General features: G+C 37.6%; 25 protein-coding genes and 3 tRNA genes. 7 read left to right on the top strand and 21 right to left on the bottom strand.

All coding sequences use genetic code 11. From position 1 onward, the window contains the following. Nucleotides 1-318 precede the first annotated feature (318 nt). Entirely contained in the window at nucleotides 319-453 is a 135-nt protein-coding gene (locus HCN_RS12325; protein WP_269764003.1) for a hypothetical protein, read from the top strand. Nucleotides 454-653: 200 nt separating this feature from the next. On the opposite strand, the gene HCN_RS01170 is transcribed toward HCN_RS12325, so the two are convergent. From HCN_RS01170 to HCN_RS01160, 3 genes are read right to left on the bottom strand one after another with little or no spacing between them, the layout of a single operon-like run. After that, nucleotides 654-1,436, bottom strand: coding sequence for an ABC transporter ATP-binding protein (locus HCN_RS01170; RefSeq protein WP_002957305.1), 783 nt, complete (start codon nucleotides 1,434-1,436; stop codon nucleotides 654-656). Between the two features lies 1 nt (nucleotide 1,437). Further along, nucleotides 1,438-2,427, bottom strand: coding sequence for a FecCD family ABC transporter permease (locus tag HCN_RS01165; protein ID WP_002957306.1), 990 nt, complete (start codon nucleotides 2,425-2,427; stop codon nucleotides 1,438-1,440). Continuing rightward, nucleotides 2,427-4,598, bottom strand: coding sequence for a TonB-dependent receptor (locus HCN_RS01160; protein ID WP_014667506.1), 2,172 nt, complete (start codon nucleotides 4,596-4,598; stop codon nucleotides 2,427-2,429). Before HCN_RS01160 ends, HCN_RS01165 begins: the two co-directional genes overlap by 1 nt. 114 nt (nucleotides 4,599-4,712) lie before the next feature. Between HCN_RS01160 and HCN_RS01155 the strand changes: the two genes are divergently transcribed. Together HCN_RS01155 and HCN_RS01150 are read left to right on the top strand one after the other, a co-directional pair. After that, nucleotides 4,713-6,218 carry a hypothetical protein gene (locus HCN_RS01155; protein ID WP_014666296.1) on the top strand — a complete coding sequence of 502 codons (1,506 nt, stop codon included), beginning with the start codon at nucleotides 4,713-4,715 and terminating at the stop codon, nucleotides 6,216-6,218. Nucleotides 6,219-6,220: 2 nt separating this feature from the next. Next, the gene (locus HCN_RS01150; protein ID WP_014667505.1) at nucleotides 6,221-7,258 is read left to right on the top strand and encodes an ABC transporter substrate-binding protein; all 1,038 of its coding nucleotides are present in this window, start codon (nucleotides 6,221-6,223) and stop codon (nucleotides 7,256-7,258) included. A 513-nt stretch (nucleotides 7,259-7,771) separates the two neighbouring features. Here HCN_RS01150 and HCN_RS12550 read toward each other — a convergent pair. Continuing rightward, nucleotides 7,772-7,990, bottom strand: a complete 219-nt coding sequence (locus HCN_RS12550) for a hypothetical protein (protein WP_081495220.1) — start codon at nucleotides 7,988-7,990, stop codon at nucleotides 7,772-7,774. After that, entirely contained in the window at nucleotides 7,981-8,181 is a 201-nt protein-coding gene (locus tag HCN_RS01140; protein WP_014666294.1) for a hypothetical protein, read from the bottom strand. The genes HCN_RS12550 and HCN_RS01140 overlap by 10 nt, the downstream gene beginning before the upstream one ends. 259 nt (nucleotides 8,182-8,440) lie before the next feature. On the opposite strand from HCN_RS01140, the gene HCN_RS01135 reads away from it, so the two are divergent. Together HCN_RS01135 and HCN_RS01130 are read left to right on the top strand one after the other, a co-directional pair. Next, nucleotides 8,441-8,845 carry a YopX family protein gene (locus HCN_RS01135; RefSeq protein WP_014666293.1) on the top strand — a complete coding sequence of 135 codons (405 nt, stop codon included), beginning with the start codon at nucleotides 8,441-8,443 and terminating at the stop codon, nucleotides 8,843-8,845. 180 nt (nucleotides 8,846-9,025) lie between these two features. Beyond that, nucleotides 9,026-9,382 (top strand): DUF6573 family protein, encoded by a 357-nt coding sequence (locus HCN_RS01130; protein WP_014666292.1) that lies wholly within the window; start codon nucleotides 9,026-9,028, stop codon nucleotides 9,380-9,382. Nucleotides 9,383-9,471: 89 nt separating this feature from the next. Here HCN_RS01130 and HCN_RS01125 read toward each other — a convergent pair whose 3' ends face one another. Both HCN_RS01125 and HCN_RS01120 read right to left on the bottom strand, forming a co-directional pair. Further along, on the bottom strand, nucleotides 9,472-9,849 hold the full coding sequence (locus HCN_RS01125; RefSeq protein ID WP_014666291.1) for a PIN domain-containing protein: 378 nt from the start codon (nucleotides 9,847-9,849) through the stop codon (nucleotides 9,472-9,474). Then, complete coding sequence (locus tag HCN_RS01120) at nucleotides 9,833-10,099, bottom strand: hypothetical protein (protein ID WP_014666290.1); 267 nt, start codon at nucleotides 10,097-10,099, stop codon at nucleotides 9,833-9,835. Before HCN_RS01120 ends, HCN_RS01125 begins: the two co-directional genes overlap by 17 nt. Nucleotides 10,100-10,370: 271 nt before the next feature. Between HCN_RS01120 and HCN_RS01115 the strand changes: the two genes are divergently transcribed. After that, on the top strand, nucleotides 10,371-10,676 hold the full coding sequence (locus tag HCN_RS01115) for a hypothetical protein (RefSeq protein WP_002957316.1): 306 nt from the start codon (nucleotides 10,371-10,373) through the stop codon (nucleotides 10,674-10,676). Continuing rightward, nucleotides 10,669-10,956 (top strand): type II toxin-antitoxin system RelE family toxin, encoded by a 288-nt coding sequence (locus tag HCN_RS01110; RefSeq protein ID WP_014666289.1) that lies wholly within the window; start codon nucleotides 10,669-10,671, stop codon nucleotides 10,954-10,956. Before HCN_RS01115 ends, HCN_RS01110 begins: the two co-directional genes overlap by 8 nt. Nucleotides 10,957-11,075: 119 nt before the next feature. On the opposite strand, the gene prfB is transcribed toward HCN_RS01110, so the two are convergent. The 14 genes from prfB to HCN_RS01050 form a co-directional block, all read right to left on the bottom strand. Beyond that, on the bottom strand, nucleotides 11,076-12,173 hold the full coding sequence (prfB, locus tag HCN_RS01105) for a peptide chain release factor 2 (RefSeq protein WP_002957318.1): 1,098 nt from the start codon (nucleotides 12,171-12,173) through the stop codon (nucleotides 11,076-11,078). A 143-nt stretch (nucleotides 12,174-12,316) separates the two neighbouring features. Beyond that, nucleotides 12,317-12,808: an ankyrin repeat domain-containing protein gene (locus HCN_RS01100; RefSeq protein ID WP_002957319.1), complete on the bottom strand. Its 492-nt coding sequence runs from the start codon at nucleotides 12,806-12,808 to the stop codon at nucleotides 12,317-12,319. A gap of 40 nt (nucleotides 12,809-12,848) precedes the next feature. Continuing rightward, nucleotides 12,849-14,294: a catalase gene (locus tag HCN_RS01095; RefSeq protein WP_002957320.1), complete on the bottom strand. Its 1,446-nt coding sequence runs from the start codon at nucleotides 14,292-14,294 to the stop codon at nucleotides 12,849-12,851. 171 nt (nucleotides 14,295-14,465) lie between these two features. Further along, nucleotides 14,466-15,611 carry a C4-dicarboxylate transporter DcuC gene (dcuC, locus tag HCN_RS01090; RefSeq protein ID WP_014667504.1) on the bottom strand — a complete coding sequence of 382 codons (1,146 nt, stop codon included), beginning with the start codon at nucleotides 15,609-15,611 and terminating at the stop codon, nucleotides 14,466-14,468. Beyond that, nucleotides 15,599-15,763, bottom strand: a complete 165-nt coding sequence (locus HCN_RS11820; RefSeq protein WP_158309884.1) for a hypothetical protein — start codon at nucleotides 15,761-15,763, stop codon at nucleotides 15,599-15,601. Before HCN_RS11820 ends, dcuC begins: the two co-directional genes overlap by 13 nt. 106 nt (nucleotides 15,764-15,869) lie before the next feature. After that, nucleotides 15,870-17,006, bottom strand: coding sequence for an asparaginase (locus HCN_RS01085; RefSeq protein WP_014666288.1), 1,137 nt, complete (start codon nucleotides 17,004-17,006; stop codon nucleotides 15,870-15,872). Nucleotides 17,007-17,091: 85 nt separating this feature from the next. After that, nucleotides 17,092-18,969 (bottom strand): molecular chaperone DnaK, encoded by a 1,878-nt coding sequence (gene dnaK, locus HCN_RS01080; protein ID WP_002957323.1) that lies wholly within the window; start codon nucleotides 18,967-18,969, stop codon nucleotides 17,092-17,094. Nucleotides 18,970-19,008: 39 nt separating this feature from the next. Next, the gene (locus HCN_RS12320; RefSeq protein WP_268898888.1) at nucleotides 19,009-19,134 is read right to left on the bottom strand and encodes a hypothetical protein; all 126 of its coding nucleotides are present in this window, start codon (nucleotides 19,132-19,134) and stop codon (nucleotides 19,009-19,011) included. A 17-nt stretch (nucleotides 19,135-19,151) separates the two neighbouring features. Beyond that, entirely contained in the window at nucleotides 19,152-19,343 is a 192-nt protein-coding gene (locus HCN_RS01075; protein WP_014666287.1) for a hypothetical protein, read from the bottom strand. Nucleotides 19,344-19,355: 12 nt separating this feature from the next. After that, the gene (gene grpE, locus HCN_RS01070; RefSeq protein WP_014666286.1) at nucleotides 19,356-19,925 is read right to left on the bottom strand and encodes a nucleotide exchange factor GrpE; all 570 of its coding nucleotides are present in this window, start codon (nucleotides 19,923-19,925) and stop codon (nucleotides 19,356-19,358) included. Between the two features lie 17 nt (nucleotides 19,926-19,942). Further along, nucleotides 19,943-20,743, bottom strand: coding sequence for an HrcA family transcriptional regulator (locus HCN_RS01065; RefSeq protein WP_002957327.1), 801 nt, complete (start codon nucleotides 20,741-20,743; stop codon nucleotides 19,943-19,945). A 428-nt stretch (nucleotides 20,744-21,171) separates the two neighbouring features. After that, nucleotides 21,172-21,248, bottom strand: a tRNA-Asp gene (locus HCN_RS01060). 31 nt (nucleotides 21,249-21,279) lie between these two features. Beyond that, nucleotides 21,280-21,355 (bottom strand) — tRNA-Val (locus tag HCN_RS01055). A 24-nt stretch (nucleotides 21,356-21,379) separates the two neighbouring features. Beyond that, a tRNA-Glu gene (locus HCN_RS01050) sits at nucleotides 21,380-21,454 on the bottom strand. Nucleotides 21,455-21,464: the final 10 nt, after the last annotated feature.

Raw genomic sequence — 21,464 nt, 5'->3', positions numbered from 1 at the left:
GATTTTAAATGTGATATAATTGTGATTAGAGGTTGCCTAAGAGAGTGCGACCTCTCTTAGAGTAACCTACTTCTTTACAAAGGAGGTTACGATGAGTAAGATTTGTCTGAAAATCTTAGTCGCTATGATACTATTATGTCTCATAATAGTCAAGTGCTACTAAGATAATCCATAGCCTACCTTGTAGTTAAGGGGTAGGCTAGTCTTACTCTACTCTCTTACTTAACGCTATGGATTCTAGCAATAGTGCCAAATGCTATCAAACAAAGAATCTTGTATCATTCCGCCAAAATAGATTTTTGAATATAAAGGATTCTAGTGCTTGAGGAACAAATCATCACTCTTTTTTCAAAACAAAGATTAGAATCTTATGACAATGATTTAGATAAACATTTTGACAATCTTCGCCTTATTGCAGGGCAATACTTGCCTTTAATCTTCTCAATCCTATAAACCCTACCACTTTTCTCAAGCTCAATGTAGTTTGTCATTTTCTACTCCTTGTAATAAATTTGAAGCAGGATTATAAACCACAGCTTTGACAGCGTTATGATAAAAAATTGAAAAAGTGAGATAAATTTGTAAGAAAATCTTCAAAACTTTATTCTAAAGCTGTCATTCATCAAAGTGTTAGGGCAAAAGGCATTTTATGGTCAAACCCTAAAAATATATTCATTTTCCATAGGCATAGATTCTGTATGTAATGGCACATTGTAGAGTTGGCTTAAATACTTTGAAGTGAGTAGATGTTTGGCGTTTCCAAAAATAGCATTTGTGTCTTGTGGTGAATCTAAGCAATCAGTGATTTTATGAAGTAACACGACTTTATGCGACAAAAATCTAGCGTGTGAAGGAAAATGTGTGTTAAGAATAATGGTGCAGCCGTTGTTGCTAAGGCGTTTTAGCATATCTAAAATGGTTTTTTGATTATGAAAGTCAAGGTTTGATTCTGGCTCATCAAGGATAAGAATCTTTGGATTTTTAACTAAAGCCCGTGCAAATAGCACCATTTGCAATTCTCCGCCGCTTAAGTTAAGGCAAAGCTTATGCGTTAAATGTGTAAGATGAAGCTTGTCTAAAATATCGTGTGCTTGTTTAAAATGTGTCATATTTGGCTTAAATCGCACAGATGGATTGCACCCAAGTGCGACCATATCAAGCACCTTGATATTAAAGATTTGCGTCTTTGCCTGTGGGACATACGAGATAATTTTCCATAACTCTTGCTGATTGTAAGCTTTAAGTGATTTTCCAAGCAAGATACTCTCCCCAAGATTCCATTCAAGCAGCCCAACCATACATTTAAGTAAGGTTGTTTTACCCGCTCCATTACAGCCTAAGATACCTAGCACTTCACCTTCTTGTAGGGTAAGATGGATATTATTGAGAATCTGCGTATTTTTTCTTTTGAAACTTGCATTGTTTATGGCAAACATTTTATCCCCTTTGATTTTTGCGTAAAATATAAATAAAAAATGGCGCTCCAACAAGTGAAGTGAGAATTGATATAGGGATTTGTTCGCTTGAAAGTGTGCGTGATAGGGTATCAATAAGCATAAGGAATAACGCACCAATAAACATACTAAGCGGGATTAGCTTTGAATTTTCATTGCCAATAAGTAATCGTGCAATATGAGGCACAAGCAGCCCCACCCAGCCAATAACGCCACACATACTTATTGAGCAAGCAACAATCATTGTGCTTGAAATGATGATATAAGCTCGCAAAAGTGTGAGATTAACCCCTAGGCTTTTGGCTTCATCATCTTCTAGCATAAGGAGATTGAGCTTCCAACGCAAGATAAAAATAATGACTATGCCAAAGATAATGCCAATAAGATTGAATATGACATAGCTTTCCAATGCCACATCTAAAGAGCCTAAGAGCCAATAGGTGATGGTTGGGAGTGTGTCTTGTGGATCGGCAATGTATTTGACTATGCCTATAAGACTTTGGAACAAAGCCCCTACGATAATGCCGCTTAAAATCATTGTGGTGGTTTGAGATGGTGCATTTTTGTTATAGCCAATACACGCAACTAAAGCAAGTGAAAGAATACCAAAGATGAATCCAGCAATGCTGATATAATCCATACTTAATCCTAAAAGCAGTCCTAGCACTGCACCAAAACTTGCTCCACTTGTAACGCCTAAAATATCAGGTGTTGCTAAGGGATTGCGAAATAGACTTTGAAACGCCCCACCAGCTACACTTAATCCAGCACCAACAATAATGGCTACAAGAATGCGAGGAAGACGAAAATAAAAAATAACATTATTTTGCGTCTCATCTCCATTGCCACATAGCACTTGGATAATATCTTCAATGGGCAGAGCATATCTGCCACTGCTTAGACAAATAAGAGCAAAAATCACTATGATGAAAGAGCCTAAGATAGAGGCAAACATTGCTTTTAGAATCTGCATTAATAATTCCAGATATATTTAACAAAAACATTTCTACCCGGCTCTACAAGAGGATTTGTCAGTGCTATTTGGTGTTTTATGCTTTGGACGGTTACAGGGTTTCTGCCAACTTGATTAAAGAGATTATTTGCTCCAATTAAAAGCTCCATATCTTGTAGTTTTGTAGAAAAACCACCAAGTTTTAATCCCAAGTATAAATCTGTCATTGTATAGGCTTGTGTTGCCCTCTCTTCATTTGGATCTATGCGAGTTTTTGCTCCATATCCCCTTTGTGTGAGATTGACATACCATTTGTTAAATTGCAGTGATAAGGATACCTGACCATAAAGTGGTGCAAGATAAGCAATAGGCTTATTGTCTGTGAGATTTTCACCATAATTATAAGAGCCTACATAAGAAAGCATAAGCCTATCGTCAAAGAAGCTATGTTTCCCCTCAATTTCTACACCTGTGATGATTGCCTTTCCTATATTTTCATATCTATAAGCGTTATTTGTGTTAGCTATTGCACTTTGATAGGAGCTAAAGGCAAGCATATCAGTATAATGTGTAAAAAAGCCAATTAATGAAGCATAGTGATTATCACTTTGGAATCTAAAGCCAAACTCAGCACTTTGTGAATATTCTGGCTTGATAAGAGGATTTGCGATAGTGAGTGTTGAGCTGCCACTTGGTGTGACTTGCATACGCGTACCAGCACTTGGATTTTTGAAGTTGTGACTGACATTAATCACATTGCTTATATAGTCATTAAGAAAATACACTGAACCAAGAGAGCCTGTGATAGCACCGCTGTGGATTACGCTATTTTCATCAAGGAGGCGAGAGTTTTCAATATGGATGGCTTGATTATTGTTGGATTGTTCCGTACTTGATTTTGTTTTTGAAATTGTTGTGAGTACATAGTCTCCTCTAAGAGATGCCAAAAGATACCAAGATGGAGTAGCGCTAAAATCATCTTTAATAAATAAAGCAAAATCGGTGGTGCTAGATGGGCGGTTTGTTGTTTTGCTTGTGTTGTCTGCAAGATTATTTTGCCTTACTTGTGTTGGAGAGTAAGAGCTTTCAAATTCAGCTCCATAAGTAAGATAATGCTTGTTAATTCTACTATTAAACACTAAGCGTCCGCCAAAGTAATTGTTGTTATAAACTTGTTGATGGATATTTGCTGTGGTTGTAAATGCGGTGCGGTTATTCCAAATATCTGTATCCCAATGTCTATAATAGAGATAGCTTTCCATAGATTCTGCAAAAGAGAGTTGAGATTTTTTCATTCCTACTCTTAAATAATATTCGCTGATTGGATCTTCACTCATTAAGATTCCATAGCTTGATCCCGGTGCTGCACCTAAACCTCCAGCACGATGAGATTCTACTCTTGTATAACGACCTTGAGTATAGTAGCGTGTAGAATCTTTGGTATAGCCAATGTTAAAATCCACGCCCAGATAGTTAAACGATGAATTTTTTGCTTTGTATGAGTTGTTTTCTTTAATGGGTGTAGTGTAGTCTTGTGCTGTTTTTGAGCTTACTCCAATAAGCATATCCCAGCCTCCCCCTCCGCCAAGCACTTCAGCCCTTCCACCAAAAAGATTATTCACACTGCCATATTCTAAGGCACGGATTCTAGCTGTGGCAGCAAAAGTATCGCTTTGTGTATTGTATGATGAAGTGCGAGATCTAAAATTTACAACACCATTCATAGCATCACTTCCCCATAGTGAGCTTGCCGGACCGCGTATAATTTCTATACTTTCAAAGGCGTAGGGATCAAGGGTGTTGAGTTCTAGGGTATTGCGACCAGAGTATCTCACGCCATCTATCATTACGATGGAGCGAGAGCTATTGGAGTTTTGCCCACGAAATGTAATTTGTCCATTAATGCCACCAGAGCGAGAGTATAAGATGCCGGGCACAGATTCTAGGATAGATTGTATATTGCCATTACTTTTTTGGAGCAAGTCCTTTTTTTCAACAACACTAATTTGCTTAGATTGTAGCTCTATGGGTAGCTCTGACATAATCACTTGTGCTTTGACAACAGATTTTTCAAGCTTGACATTCCTTTCTGCACTGCTTGGTTTTTCTTCTTGCTCATAAGCTTGCATATAAACAGGGAGCATAAAACAGCAAAGAAAAATAGATACACTTTTTTTGGTAGAGTGTTTCATTTTGAATCCTTTCTTTAAAAATTAAAAATAAGAGCGGTTATTATATTGAAAAAAAAAAAAAACGCAATATAATTCATAGAATTTATAAATTTACTTCAATGAAAGGATAAAAAGATGTCTAGTAAATGTGGTTGTAGTGGTATAAAAAATAACTTAGAGAATCTTTATCATTATAAAGAGCTTGAAACTTTTGGTAAGATTGCTTATCTTGAATCAGGAAGTCTAAAAGATCAGAGTGTTTCAACACATTTTTTATACAAGGATATTTTGCAGTATGTAGATTTGTATAATGAATTTCACTCGCTTAATTTGAGCGGATTTTGTGCGGTTGTTTTGCCTATGGGGATTGATGAGTATTATCTTTCACGCTTTAAAGATAAGATTCTTAGTTTTCTTGAATCTGGGGGCGTGGTGCTATCTTTTATGAGTGATTTTATGCAGATTTTACCTTATAGTAAGGGTTATATACAGAGCCAAGTTCCAATTAGAGATAGGGTTGTAAAGTTTGCTAAGAGTGAATCTGCGGCAATTATTTTTGATGGAGTAAGGGAATATGATATAAATCATAGGCGTGGTGTCAAAGGATTTTTTAATCGTGGGTTTTTTGATATGAGTGCTTTTCCACATAAAGTGGAGCATCTCTTAAGTGATTGTCAGGGGGAGTGTGTTGGTTATATTGATAGAGAATCTACCCAAGGTGTTATTCTATCAACAGCAAATGCGGATTTATTAAGTTTTGGGCTTATGGATAATACGACAGCAAGAAGAATGGGGTTTAATCTTCTGCAATGGCTTGGTAGGGAGTTAGGGCGGATTAAGCAAGATGGGGCAGCACACAAGATTGATAATGTTGGTAATGTTGATAATATGGCAGAGCAAAAATATAAGACTTCGCAAAATTCTTGTGATACAAAGCTTAATTATTTAGACTTTGTGCCTAATAAACATATACAAAGCCTTTCTTCCCATAAGCTTACAAATGCCATTATCACAGGTGGTAGCTCATTTCATAGATATTTTTTCACAAATAAAAATGAAAAATATGCGCATTTCTTCTCTAAACGCTGCCATTTTTTAGATTTACAATCTTTGAATCTTGAAGCGTTTGATTATATTGTTTTAAGCTCAAGAATGGACGCACATAGCTTGGTTAAGCATAAACAAAAGTTCATTTCCTATTTGGAATCTGGAGGACATATTGTTTCTTTTGGGGAGATTACACAAGATTATTTGCCAAACATTATATGGAGGGATTATCCTGTTAATTTTTGGTGGTGGCTTATCCCTAATGCAGATATGCCTTTATATGCCTTAGATTCAGATGGGAATAAGGCAGAAGATTCTACAAAAGATGGTTTATTTAGCAAAATGGCGGTTAAAGATGCAAAGTGGCACTACCACGGAGCATTTTATCCGCCAAAAAATGCTCAAAATATACTAGTCAATGAATTAGATGAAAGCATTATTTATAAGGATACAACTTTTAAGGGGAATTTATATGTTACCTCGCTTGATCCGGAGTTTCATTTGGGGCAGGGATTTATGCCTGCGACAGAATATTTTTTTGACACATTTATGCAGTGGGTTGAGAGTGATATTGTATGTGCGAAGGGGGTGTGATAATGCGTTTCATAATGCTATATGTGCTACTTAGTGTGAATGTGTTTGGTGCTTTTCCTTATATGTATAAAGATGATAAAGGATATAGTGTTGAGATTCCAAAAAAGCCTACTCGCATTGTGATTGGGGGCGGTATGTGGCCATTGCCTCCTGTTGTTATTATGCTTGAAAAGAGTGCAAAAAGCATCGTGTATATGCCAAAATCAAGCAAAAATGCGTTAAAAAATTCCTTTTTACTTGATATGTTTTCCGAGATTAGTCGTATTCCAAGTGGAGAGAATGAAAATATAGAAGATCTTCTTTCGCTTAAGCCAGATTTGTTTGTGTGTCATAGTGCAAATATCAAGCTATGTCAGGCAATGAAACAGAGCAAGATTCCAACAATAGAGCTCAGTGTCAATAAATGGGGGTATAACTCATTTGAAACAATCAAGGGTTGGATTACAGTGTTAGCCCCTATTTTAGATGTTGAGATAAAAGCAAAAAGATTTTTAGACTTTACTCAAAGTATTCAAGATGAGATGATGAAAAAAGTAAGGGCAAAATCAAATAATGATAAGCCAAAGGCATTGGTGATACATTATTTTGAGAGTGATAAGGCTATTTGGGTAGGCGGCATTTTTGCGGATTATTTATTGCAAACAAGTGGCGGACAAAATGTTATTGCTAGTCAAAATATTGTAAAAATAACACTTGAAGATATATACAAACTCGATCCGGATATTATCTATATTAATAATTTTAATACGCTTATGCCCCAAGATATACTCAAAAGCCCATTGTGGCAGCCCATCAAGGCAATCCAAAATAAAAGAGTCTATAAATTTCCATTAGGCTCATATCGCCCATTTGCTCCAAGCGTAGATTTGCCTATTTTGCTTCAATGGCTTTATATGTGTAATAATCCAAGTGAGATGGATTTTGATACGCTTTTGCACTCTACTGAAGTATTTTATAGCACATACTTTGATTTACATTTGAGTAAAAAACAGATAATGAGCATTTTTTCTCCCACAAGGGAAGCTGGAGAGATCAGGTAGGTTAATGTAAAAGAAATATAAATAACCATAAAGAGATATTTTAGATGGCATAATCAAGACTTATGGACCAAGGTTTGTTAGATATTATGACCAAATAGAAGAAGTGAGGCGGAGCAGAAACCTTTTGGCACTACTCACTATGTCGCCTCTTGAATTTCATCCGCAATCATAGCTCTGCACTCTTAAAAACAACTTATATCTTGGAAGTGGTGAAGCCTTTCTAAGCGTATTGTGATGATATGCGCATTAAACCTAGGAATCGTTCAAAGGTTATGAAATACGAGCTTGGACTCTCAAGCCTTGGGCGTGAGAGAGTGTATTAGTTAAATGGGGGGGGGGCTGTTAAAGAAAGAATCTAGTGGGGATTACTAGAATTCAAATTGTTAAAAAATATTTAAAGTAATTCTAAAATTGAAATAACTAGAATTACCCCATTACTTTCTAGAGATAGAAAGTAATGGCTTACTTGTAAAAGTAGGTTTCCCTATCTTAGAGCAGGGGTTATTCACTTCTTTAGTCTATCCCTATGATATTTTCTTTGATTCTTTGTTTTATTAATGCAAATTCTTTAGACTCTATATTTGCAAGTAATCTTTCTACCATTCTGCTATCAAACACTTTTATTTGACTAAGTAAAGCAACTTGCAATCTTCCTTTGCTATCTATGAATTTGTGATAGAGCTTCCCACTCTTGCCCTTAGATTTACCACTAAGTGGAACACTCAAGAACATTTGATTATAGAATATATTGAGCACAAGCACAGGGCGTGTAAAAGCAGAATCTTTTCATAAATCTCGCTTCCTATATTTTGTCCTATGGCTACCCAATAAATCCTGCGTGGCTGTATGTTTTTCTTGTGTGTTTTCTTATGAATTGATTGTTTAGTGATATTCCACAAATCAAATCTTGCGCCTTCGTTCATTATCTATCCTTGTGCTATTTAGAGATAGATTCTAGCACAAGTTTATCTTGTTTGACACTACACTCTAGATTCTGTCATTTATGTTGCCAAATAAATGCAAGAAAAATGTGTATTATCTAAGAAATCTCATTTGAAATGAGATTCAACAATCCACTATAATTGCTCCCGCAAGCGAACAAATAAGTCTTACAAATATAGCAAATACTACATCTTCAAAATAAGAATGATGTAGTAAAACACATTTCATAAAAGGAGTAAAATGAAGGCAAGTGATTTTGATTTTAGGGTATGGAACAAGAAGACTAAGACATTCACATACGCCAAAGACGATTCTAAACTCACACTAGGTTTTTCTAACAAAGATTGCGGAGAAGTAGAGCTATATGCCTACTATGATGGTAAGCCTATGTGCTCTAGCGATATAGAAATGGATCTTTGGAGTGGATTCATTGACATTGATGGGGAAAAAACCTATGAACGAGACATTATTGATAGTGATTTTTCCATCTATGGCTTAGTGTTTTATGAAAAGGGTAGATTCTTAGTTAAACACGATTTGCTTGATGATGTTGAAAGCCTAGATAAAGTAATCAAATACACCACTGAAGTGGAATTGGCAGTTGTTGATAATATCCACGAGAAGAAACTGCAAACGATGAGCTAAAGCCTAAGAGTCTTTACCAAATCAAAAAAGGTAAAGCAATAAGAGATTCTAGGCATCGTGCTAGAAAAGTGCAACTCTCTAGATTATGCTTACTTTGCTAAGCAAGGCAAACTGTTATAGCTAAGATTAGCCAAATAATCTTAGTAGCCATACTACTACAAATATCCCAAAGGAATAAAAATGGAAATATTTCATAGCTACACAAGAAAGCAAGCCATTCAAGATGGCATATTAATTGACATCACGGCGGAATCTAAGGAGTTTGGCTTTGTTTATCCTATTGCTATTACAGATGGACTATTTGCAGAGCTTACAAGCAATAAGCCCGAGTATGAAGCATATACGGCAAGACTAAATGATGCCTTAATGCTCTTATATCTTAAAATAACTCACTGCAAAGATGAATCCATAGTGTTTTACGATATGCTTATTACAAATGCTAAAGGACAAAAAGAAACCTTAGGTTTAAAGTGTATTTGTGATGGTGATGATGATGGAGAGCCTGTATTGACACTGATGATGAGTAGCGAGAGCTAGGATTCTGCCTTTAGAGATAGGAGTCTTGTTAGCTTCTTTCTTTGATAGTCTTATCTTTAAGTTAGGTTTCTCATACCCTCCCATTTGAACTAGCATTTATCTAAATCCTTATCAAAACTGAGCTTGTGATAATTCTGCAGTCTGCATTTAGCACAAATAAGTGCATCAACAAAATCTATATGCCTATGCTCTATGATATTGAGCGTTTCAATGAGTATGGCTTTATCTTTATTCACTATGCCTTCAAGGCAAAGAATAGTCTTTAAATCCTGCAAGACTTCAGCCTTATTAATCTTATAAAACTTTGTTAGCACAAAATACGCCTCCATTAGCACTTCACTTAGAATCTCAGCCTTCATATCGCCATTTTCTATCTGCCTAAAATACTCACTACTAACTGCTAAAAGCTCATCATTATCGCCAATCAAAAAGCGGATAATGATATTTGTATCAATGAGATAGACCATATTTCTCCCCTAGGGCTTCAAGCATAGCTTTTTGTTTTATGTCTTCTAAGCTTGTATTTTTGGCGTTTTGACTTGCTTGATTTTTATATTTGCCCGCAAGTGTTTTGGCAATAGAATTTTTCGCTTGATTTGCTGGATGGACAATCGCTAATACCTGATGCTTCCTTTTATCTACAATTTGTATAGATTCTTTTAGGTTAGAAAAAATAGCTGTATTTTTTTGAATCTCGCCAATCCCTACACTCAGCATTTTCACTCCTTTTATATAAAGTATTAAGAATTATACATAAAATAAGCATATAACTAATGAATGTGTATTTTACGATTCTAAAAACCCATTTGAAAATACTCTACGCATATACTAATAAAACAGTTCTACATTAAGAAATGGGGTTTTCTTGCTAAAATATGCTATGATGAATATAGAAATTCAATTTGTTGAAACAAGAAACTTACATCTCTTTAGACAGTAGGCGATTCACGGATATGAAAATAGGCAACAAGGAATAAAAGGAGGTCAAATGAATCCGCAAATTGATTACGCTAAATATGAAAATATGACTGCTAGGCAAATTTTTAATTCTTTAGAAAGCACCAAGAAAAAGATTGAAAAAGCAGAGCAGATGAAGAAAGAAAATGAAGCCTTATTTGCTTATCTAAAATCCAAGCTCAATGAGAAAGTCAATGAGCCAAAGTTTGTGGATTTTAACAAATCCGCATCCGCAAACACTGCCAAAAAAATATTACACTCTATGAGCGATGAGCAAAGAGCGGCAATCCACAATCAAACACTAAATTATATGAATACTGCGGATAGCGATGATTAAGGTTGTCATAGAGAAAAAAGCGGATAAGTTTCTTGGTAAATTACTTCGTGGCAATCAGCAGCAAGTCGCTTTATCAATCTTTAATTTTCTCTACAATCAATTACCAAACCTAGAAAGCGACCCTAGATTTTTAGCTAATGCCAAGCATTTAAAAGGCTTTGATGACAATCGCTATCGCTGGCGATTTGGTAATTATAGAGTTATAGGCACAGTCAATGCAAATGGTGAAATAACAATAATCCAAATCATTGAAATAACTTATAGGCAAGGAGCTTATTAGGAGTGATAGACTGCTGACCAAAATGAAAGGGAAAAATTCGCCGAGAATTAGATTCAACTACTTTAAAAAAAACTTTCCATCAAAAGAAGGTGCTCTTTTGTGGCTTTTTTCTTTAATAGCTAAACCCCTTCCCCCAAAACAAGCACAGATTCTATTAAGTCATCAATATCGCCATCTAAAACGCCTTCTGTATCGCTTGTAGCGTAATTGCTCCGCAAGTCCTTTACCTGCTGATAGGGGGCTAGGACATAGCTACGGATTTGATGTCCCCAGCCTATCTCGCTTTTTTCGGCATTTGCCACGCCCTCACTTTGTTTCAACCGCTCTAGCTCATAGAGTTTGCTTTGCAGCATTTTCATAGCTGTTGCCTTATTTTTATGCTGACTGCGATCATTTTGACACTGCACGACTATGCCTGTTGGAAAGTGCGTTATGCGGATAGCAGATTCTGTCTTATTTACGTGCTGTCCGCCCGCACCACTGGCACGATAGGTATCAATGCGAATGTCCTTATCCAAAATCTCAATGTCTATGTCTTCACTCAATTCCGGGCTTACCTGCACACTAGCAAAGCTTGTATGTCGCTTGGCATTAGCATCAAATGGGGAAATTCTAACAAGCCTATGCACACCATTTTCGCTTTTGGCATAACCATAGGCATTCTCACCTTTGATGATAAACGCCGCCCCTTTGATACCCGCCTCTTCGCCATCTTGATGGTCTAGCAGCTCCACTTTAAAGCCCCGCCGCTCACTCCAACGCAAATACATACGATATAGCATACTTGCCCAATCTTGGGACTCCGTCCCACCGGCTCCGGGCTGAATGGTAATAATAGCATTTGATGAGTCAAACTCCCCACTTAGCATAACCTCAATTTCTACCTTTTGTATATGGCTTTGCAAAGATTCTACATTTTCAAACAACAGCTCCAAAGTGCTAGAATCCCCCTCACTTTCTGCTATCTCAAATAGCTCTTTTGCGTCATCTAGCTCGGCTTTCATCTCTGTATAAGTGCTTAAAATCCGCTCACATTTTCGCTTTTCCTTTGTGATTTCCCCCGCCTTTTTTGCGTCATTCCAAAACTCTTGGTGAGATTCTAATGCATTAATCTCATCCATTCGCTTTTGCAAGGAATCTGGGTTTAGTATCTTTGCTATATTTTGTGCTTTATTTTGCAAAGTTTTTAACAACTCGCCATATTCATAAGAATCCATTGTGTGCCTTTATTCCAAAAATATTAACTATGGATTCTAGCATAGAATCTAAAAACTTCTTGCACTTGCAGCATATTTACAGCGTAAAGCTCCACGCCACGACAATATTGACAGTTAAATTAACCGTTGTATTTTTCAAAATTCTAAAGCCTTTGAATTCTTTTGTCTTTAATAGGGCTAAATTTAAGAAACAATCTTTGCCAAAAGTGAAGCTTTTGAGTGTTATATCTTAAAAGTAAGCTTAAAATTTCCTTTCTACGAAACATTATAGCTGTATTTATAGGACTTAAAGCTCCACCTTGCCCCTCAAAGCCATTTGGATTTGCCCCATTTTCAAGCAAAATCTTTGCCACCTCCTCATAACCCTTAAAGCAAACTCCAGCAAGTGGCGTGTGTCCTTTATCATTTGCCTTATCAACATTTGCACCAAATTCAAGCAACAATTTCACACATTCAATGCTGTTGTGATAGCTTGCAAGCATTAAAAGTGTGTCGCCCTTGTGATTTGCCAAATTTACATTAAGTCCATTTTCTAACATAATTTTTAAAGAATGAACATCATCTTGCCTCGCAAAATCAAAAGAAAATTTAACAAATTCTTGCATTTTTTCATATTCTTCTTTAGTCAAATTCATTGTTTTCCTTTTATTTTTAAGGGCAGATTTGCCCTTAAGTTTATTTTAGAAGCTGGGCTATTCTTGCTGCATAGTTGCTATCAGCCTTATTAAAATGCTCTAATTGCAACTTAATGATTTTTTCATTTATGCCTTTCATCGTGCCTGCAATCGTTTGACAAAGCCGCTCTTTCTCATCGCTACTCATTAGCCGATACAAATCACCCGCTTGTGTGTAGTAATCATCGTCATCTTCTCTATAATCCCACTGCCCGAGTTTGCTTTCACTCTCAAAGTTTAGCGGGTCTAAAATCGGCTCTTTTAAACTCCAATTATCCTTATATCCGTCCAAAATACTAGGTTCATAATTGCGAATGCTGCCATACGCGCCATTTGTCATATAGCCATCGCGCACACTAGAATTAAGCGCGGATTTTGGTGCATTTATCGGAATCTGATGGTGGTTAATGCCTAGTCGGTAGCGTTGTGTATCCCCATAAGCAAAGAGTCTGCCTTGAAGCAATCTATCTGGACTATACCCAATGCCTGGCACCACACTAGCGGGATTAAACGCGGCTTGTTCAACTTCGGCAAAGTAATTTTCTGGGTTTTTATTAAGTGTCATAATACCAATCTCAATAAGCGGATAATCCTTATGACTCCAAGTCTTTGTTACATCAAATGGGTGGAATCGATAAGTCTTTGCTTCTGATTCGGGCATTACTTGGATTGAAACTCTCCATTTGGGATAATCGCCCTTTTCGATTGACTCAAACAAATCGCGTTGATGAGAATCCATATCTACCGCACGAATCGCTGCCGCCTCTTCATTTGTGAGGTTTTTTATCCCTTGCATTGTGTGAAAATGAAATTTCACCCAAAATCGCTGATTTTTGTCATTGATAAGACTAAAAGTGTGGCTTCCGTAGCCATTCATATTGCGGTAGCTTGCAGGTATGCCTCTATCGCCCATAAGATAGGTGATTTGGTGCAATGCCTCTGGGGTTTGACACCAAAAATCCCACCACCTTTCAGGGTTTTGGATATGTGTTTTTGGGTCGCGCTTTTGGCTGTGGATAAAATCAGGGAATTTATATGGGTCGCGGATAAAGAAAATAGGCGTATTATTGCCAACTAAATCCCAATTTCCCTCTGTTGTATAAAATTTAACCGCAAAACCTCTAGGGTCGCGCACCGCATCAGCTGAGCCTAACTCTGGGGCAACGGTTGAAAAACGAATAAACATAGGCGTTTTTGTGCCTTTTTTAAATACCGCTGCTTTTGAATATTTGCTAATATCAGCAGTAGCTTCAAATACGCCGTGTGCGCCACTTCCGCGTGCATGCACTACGCGCTCGGGGATTCTCTCTCTATCAAATGCCGCTAGTTTCTCTAAATACCAAGTATCTTGCAAAAGTAGCGGTCCGCGTGGTCCTACGCTCATTACATTTTGGTTATCACCAACTTGGCGTCCTGTGGTTGTGGTTAATGACTTGAAATTTGCCATTTCGTCTCCTTTTGGTTAAAAATTTAAGCAGTGAATATATATTGCTTAAAAAATATTATACAATAAAAATTATTGATAAATAAAATTTTTTAAATATTTTTTGATTTTCACATATCTTGTAATTTTTTAAATTTTAAAGACAAATTTTTGAAAATTCAAATAAAAACTTTGCTATAATGGCAAGGTTCGTTTGATAATCGCCAAAGGCTCTAGCTTGGCAAATCCAGCTAGGGCTAAAATGCTACCAGCAATGGGTGAAGCTGCCCTACCAAGACAAGAAGCTATCTCAAGGGGTAAAACCAAGATAATAGGCTTAATGCCAAGCTTTGGAGCGAGATTTGCCGCGATGTTTCCAATAGCACTAAATGCCGCTATCCCACTTCCCATAATGATTGTAATCCCAAAGACAAGGAAACTTAACACGATGATACAAAGTAGCACGGCGACATTCCCCATACTTGCCAAATACCCCACTATGACTTCAAGTCCGCCTAAAGCCTTTATCCCTTCAGCAAACATACTTGCAGCGATGATAATACTCACCACAGAGACAAAAATCTCTGCCATTGCCTTTAGCACCACAACAATATCTTCACTCACTCTTTTGCCGTCCCTATGGCGTATAAACTCAATCAAAAAGCAAAAAGAGATAGCAATAAAATTTGCACTCACCACATCAAGCTTGATTCCAGCAAAATATGTCCCAAATAGCAGCACAATAGGTAGCCACGGCAATAAAATATAAAAAAATGGGCATTGTGGGTTAGTAATTTCTGCAACTTCTACATTTTCAGCCGATGAGTTTGCTCTATCTCTTTTATCCACATACGCATAATACAGCGGTATCACAAGAGCGATAATAACAACATACGCCACAACACTCCATAACTGATAGTTCAAAAATAATCCCACAACATTATCAGGCTCCCCTACCATTTTTGCCATATTGATTGAGTTGCCATCTTTTGGACCATAATCAAGCGTAATGAGTGATAGCACAGAAACCGCTGTGATAGGGCGGATTCCAAGAGAGATAAGCACAGGATAAATACTCGCTAACAGCAACAAAATAAGCCCAGCATAGCTTGAAATAACAATCTTTAGCATCATACCCACCACAAAAGTCCCACTTAGGATAAGGTATTTATTTTTGATTTTGCCTAACGGGGCATTTGCGACAAAGGCGAGTTTTGAAGAGAGGCATTGATATGCTTCATATATGTAGCAAACCCAGCCACAGACATAATAATCAATCCAACTTCTGAGTGTCTTTGCAAAAGTAGCTGATAGGAATTTATACACATCTAAAAAACACATTGAGAAGGGGTATTTTTAGGTAGTGGCACTTCCGCACCATAGAGAAAAAACGCCCCACACAATACAACTATGCCAGAGAAAAGCAAAACAAAAATAGGATTATATGCCTTTAGCACATAATATCCCGTGCCAACCACCACTAAGAGTGTCAAAACTATGATAATACGCTTATCACTGCTCCTTTGCTGAATTACGCCTACCGCCCTTAGAATCTAGCATAAAATTTAAAAAAGAATTTAAACAAAACCTTTTTCAACCCTAATAAGATTCAAAAATCTTAGCAATCCGCTCATTATTATCTGTTTTGCTTAAAGCCAACATCAGCAACACTCGTGCTTTTTGTGGATTCAAATCATAGCTACTGATAAACCCAAGCTTAGAATCCTCCTCATTTGCGATGACTAAGCCATTATTCACCCTTGAGCTTTGCACCACCACTAAGCCATTTTGCATAAGCTTTTTAAGCATATCTTTATGATTTTTGTGAATGCTCCCTGCTCCGCTTCCTGCAATAACAAGCCCTTTTGTGCCGTGGTTAAACAACGCTTGAGCCGCCACTTGGGAGTTATCATTAGCATAGGAATAGAGAATATCAACTTTAGGCAAGGAATCTAGCTTATCTACATCAAACTCACTTTGCAAGGTATGAGGTTTAGCTGGGGTTGTATAGAAAAATGCCTTGCCATCAAGGATATAGCCCATATCACTGGCATTTGGTGAAGCGAAGGCATTGACATTAAGCGTGTGAGTTTTACTCACATATCTCGCACTCTGAATCCTATCATTCATTACCACCATAACGCCCTTGCCTTTAGATTCGGGATTTGCTGCAAGAGAGATAGCATTATAGAGATTTTTAGGACCATCGGCACTAAGAGCTGTGCTTGGACGCATAGCCCCCACAAACACAATGGGCTTATCACTTTTTGCCACTAAATGCAAGAAAAACGCACTCTCTTCCATTGTGTCCGTGCCGTGCGTTATCACCACACCATCAACTTGAGAGCTTTTAAGCAAGGCATTCACGCGTTTAGCAAGTCTAAGCCATATCTCATCGCTCATATCCGCACTATCAATATTGGCAATTTGCTCACTTTCTAGGTTTGCTACATTGGCAAGCTCCGGCACAGATTGCAACAAAGATTCTATACTTAGCACTCCTGCTTGGTAGCCTGTTGTTTGCAATGAAGAATCAACCGCTCCGGCAATTGTCCCACCTGTGGCGAGAATAACAATATTTGGCTTTGCTATATTATGTCGTGTATTATGCGAATCTTGCAAAGTTTGCTCCTTTTGCTCTTTTTGTTGCTTCTCTTTAGAATCAGAGCAGCCCAAAGTCGCCACAAGCATAGCACAAATAGCAAGTTTCCATAAAGTTTTTGTTACATAGCCCATACCAACCTCCTACGCTAAAACAAAATTCTATTGTAGGAGATTTAGTATTGTATGTCAAGGGAGATTTTGAAGGATTTTTGAGAATTTATTCCACTTCCGCATCAATGACATCATCATCTTTTTTCTTTGAATCCCCACCTGCTTGAGCATTGCCTTGCTCCTTAGCATAGGCAGCTTGGGCGAGTTGATGACTTGCTTCTGTGAGATTTTTAATCTTTGTTTCAAGCTCCTCTTTTGAAGCATTCTCATTTTTAAGCGTTGTTTCTAGCTCACTTAACGCAGATTCTATTTTAGCCACTTCAGCAGAATCTAGCTTATCTTTAAACTCTTCAAGGCTCTTTTTGGTTTGATACACTAAAGAATCCGCACTATTTCTTAGCTCAATAATCGCCTTTTTCTTGCTATCTTCTTCCTTGTGAAGTTCAGCTTCTTTGACCATTTTTTCAATCTCTGAATCTGAAAGCCCACTTGAGCCACTAATCTTAATCTCTTGAGACTTGCCTGTGGCTTTGTCTTTTGCTGAAACGGTTAAGATTCCATTGGCGTCAATATCAAATGTAACTTCAATTTGAGGCACACCGCGAGGTGCAGCTGGAATCCCGCTTAAATCAAATCGCCCTAGAGATTTATTATCCCTTGCAAGCTCCCTTTCCCCCTGTAAGACATTAATGCTAACAGCAGGTTGATTATCTTCATAAGTAGAAAAGACTTGCGTTTTTTTTGTAGGGATTGTAACGCCCCTTTCCACGACTTTTGTTGAGATTCCACCAGCAGTTTCAATACCTAAGCTTAAAGGCGTTACATCAAGCAAAAGCACATCTTTTACATCACCTTTCAGCACCCCACCTTGAATCGCCGCACCTACTGCAACAACCTCATCGGGATTGACTGATTTATTTAAATCTTTACCGATAAATTCTTTCACTCGCTCTTGCACTTTTGGAATCCGCGTAGAGCCACCTACCATAACAACTTCGCTAATATCACTCTGTGATAATCCCGCATCTTTAATCACAAAATCAATTTTTTTAATCGTATCTTCAATCAAATCATCAATCAAGCTTTCAAACTTCGCACGAGTGATTTTTTTCACCAAGTGCTTTGGACCGCTCGCATCTGCGGTGATAAAGGGGAGATTAATCTCTGTTTCTTGAGCGGAGCTTAGCTCTTTTTTCGCATTCTCTGCAGCATCTTTTAACCTTTGTAACGCCATTACATCATTTTTAAGATCAATACCTTCATCGCTCTTAAACTCTTCAGCCGCCCAATCAATGATTCTGTTATCAAAGTCATCGCCGCCTAAAAACGCATCCCCGCCTGTGGCAAGAACTTCTACGACATTATCGCCCGTTTCTAACACGGTTACATCAAATGTCCCACCGCCCAAGTCATAAACCATAATCTTTTCAGCTTCTTTTTTATCTAAGCCATAAGCAAGGGCAGCTGAAGTTGGCTCATTAATGATTCTTAAAACATTTAACCCTGCGATTGTCCCGGCTTCTTTTGTTGCTTTTCTTTGAGAGTCGTTAAAATACGCTGGGACGGTGATGACTGCTTCTGTTACGCTTTCACCCAAGTAACTTTCCGCATCTTCTTTGAGCTTCATTAGAATCTTAGCTGAAATCTCTTGAGGCGTGTAAATCTTATCGGCAATCTCTACCGCACACGCGCCATTCCTATCTACAATATTATAAGGCAGTCTTTTCTCCGCCTCTTTTGCCTTATCTTCATTGAACATAAGCCCCATAATCCGCTTGATAGAATAAATCGTCTTTTTGGGGTTGGTTACCGCTTGTCTTTTTGCTGGCTCACCGACTAGAATCTCGCCCTTATCTGTGAAAGCCACGATTGAAGGCGTGGTGTTTTTACCCTCTTTGTTAGCAATGATTTTTGCTTCATTGCCTTCATATACCGCCATTGCGGAGTTTGTTGTTCCTAAATCTATTCCTATTACTTTTGCCATTTGTTATCCTTTCAAAATTAAATTTTAAGAATCTAGATTCTAAAAAATAGAATCTAGATATCCCTCATCATAAATTTGATGAGTTACTATGCCATATTGTGCGGTGAACTTTATAGTTTCTCCAGATGTGTTTTCTCCGGGCATATCAGGGCATTCTCTACTCATTACCGCTTGACAAGTAACTACACCACTGCCCTATCAACAGAAAGCATTTTTGCTCCACTATATTGATACAGACAATCGCCAGATTCTCCATAGCCCGACATAGAATCTACAGCTTCTTGGCAGGTTGGCATCTCATTAGCCAAAGCCACATTAAATGCAACACCAAATATCAACACACCAACCAAACATTTTATTGGTTTCTTGCTCATACCTCCTCCTTTCTAAGATTCATTTTTCACTACGCTCACCATAGCTGGTCGTAGCACTCTTTGTTTATACACAAACCCTTTTTGTAGCGTTTGGAGGATTTCCCCATCAACTTTTTCTTGGCTTGGCACTTGCATTAAGCATTCGTGCAAATTAGGGTCAAACTCCCCAACTGTGGCAATCAACTCAACGCCGTGCCTATTTAGCACCTTAATAAAACTTTCAAGTGTAAGCTCTAGCCCTTCAGCAATAGCCGAAGCTTGTGGATTTTGCCGTGCAGATTCCAAGGCTTTTTCAAGTGTATCAAGCACAGGAAGCAAATCGCTCATCACACGCTCATTTGCATATTCTAAGCTTTGATTCTTATCTCGCTCTAAACGCTTTTTTGTATTTTCAAAATCCGCAAAAGCCCTTACATATTGATCTTTTAGTTCTGCGTATTTGCTCTCCCAATTTTCATTTTGCTCATCTTGAATCTCGGTGCCGTCTGTATCTTGGGTTTGACTTTGTGAATCTGTGGATTCTAGATTCTCATCTGTATCCTGCAAATTCTCAAAATCTTGGCTTTGTTTGTTTTCTTCCATATAAACCACTCCTTTTTTTAAGATTGAATACACGAATAAAATTGCGTAAAGTCTCTATCTAACGCCCCAATACAGAGCATTCTTGCTTTTTTATCCATTCCTTTTTTATCAAGGCAGGACTTTAGCCTTATCTCTTGCATAATGGCTAAATATCCGCTAGGCAACACCTCCTCACAATACATACCATTCTCTAGCGTATCAAACATATCTCCGCTAATGATATGATGGAATCTGCCATCATCGTCCTTGCAAACTTCTGCCAATGCACCAACGCCAAAAAATCGCAAGTTGCGACTCTGCACACATTGCAACACATCAAGCAAGGCTGTCGCACGAACTTGATAAGCAATTTTTCTCATATCTATCACATCTAGCCCCTTTAACTCGCCTAAGAATCTTTCCAAAGCACTGCTAAAAGGCAGAGTGATACCGATATGCTCAAAATCAAGCAAAAGCTTATTGTCTATATGAGACACAGATACAAACTTATTGCTTTGCTCTACGCTTAAAACACAAAATATGTCACAAGCCAAACATGCCTTTTGAATACATTCCATAGAATCTGCCTCTATGGTAGATATTGCATCAATATGCCTATACCAATACGCTTTCAAAGCACTAAGCGTAGGGATACGCCCTCCACTGATATGCGACTGAAACAATAGCCCCTCATCGCTCAATGCCTTAAAATAATTGCGTATAGTTGCAGATGAGATTTTTGTATTCATTAAGGTTTTGAGCGATTCAGAGCCAATAGGCTCTTTATGCTGCAAATACTCAACGATAACACGGCAAAGCAGTAAATCTTTTTTGCTCATCACTTCCTCTCATTCCGTTTAGACATACTTTGCAATTTGTTTGAAAACTCGCAATGTATTGTATTGTTTGCTAAGTTTGTTTCAGATTTCTAATGAAACGGGTGGCATTGTAACATAAAAAAAGTAAATAAATTAGCAAATAAATAAATATATTGCTAAAAAATAGCAAAGTTTAGTATATTTATATAAAGTTTTATAAATTTTTTTAATTAGATATTCTAAATAATTTATTTTAATGTGAATTATAGACTTGAGATTCTGTCACTTACAATCCCATACGCAACAGGACATTTAAAGATTATTTTTATATAAATACGAAATCATTGTAATGAGATAAGGAAAAGATTCTAAAACACGACAAGCTTGATAACTCGTTTTAGAAGTGTGTAACAAAGAGAAGAATTAAAATGAGAAATGAGACTTAAAGGTGGCGGAGCGGACGGGGCTCGAACCCGCGACCCCCTGCGTGACAGGCAGGTATTCTAACCAGCTGAACTACCGCTCCATAGAATATCGCTTAGCGAAAAAATATTAAGTGGTGGTCGCTACAAGGCTCGAACTTGTGACATCCACCTTGTAAGGGTGGCGCTCTACCAACTGAGCTAAGCGACCAAATGAGATAAGCAAAAATAAAAGTGGTGACCCCTAGGGGATTCGAACCCCTGTAGCCACCGTGAAAGGGTGGTATCCTAACCGTTAGATGAAGGGGCCACTTTTATCC

The organism is Helicobacter cinaedi PAGU611 (assembly GCF_000284635.1).
Classification (GTDB): Bacteria; Campylobacterota; Campylobacteria; order Campylobacterales; family Helicobacteraceae; genus Helicobacter_C; species Helicobacter_C cinaedi.
The sequence above is the reverse complement of the archived record's forward strand: the minus strand, read 5'-3'. Positions and strand labels throughout refer to the sequence as shown.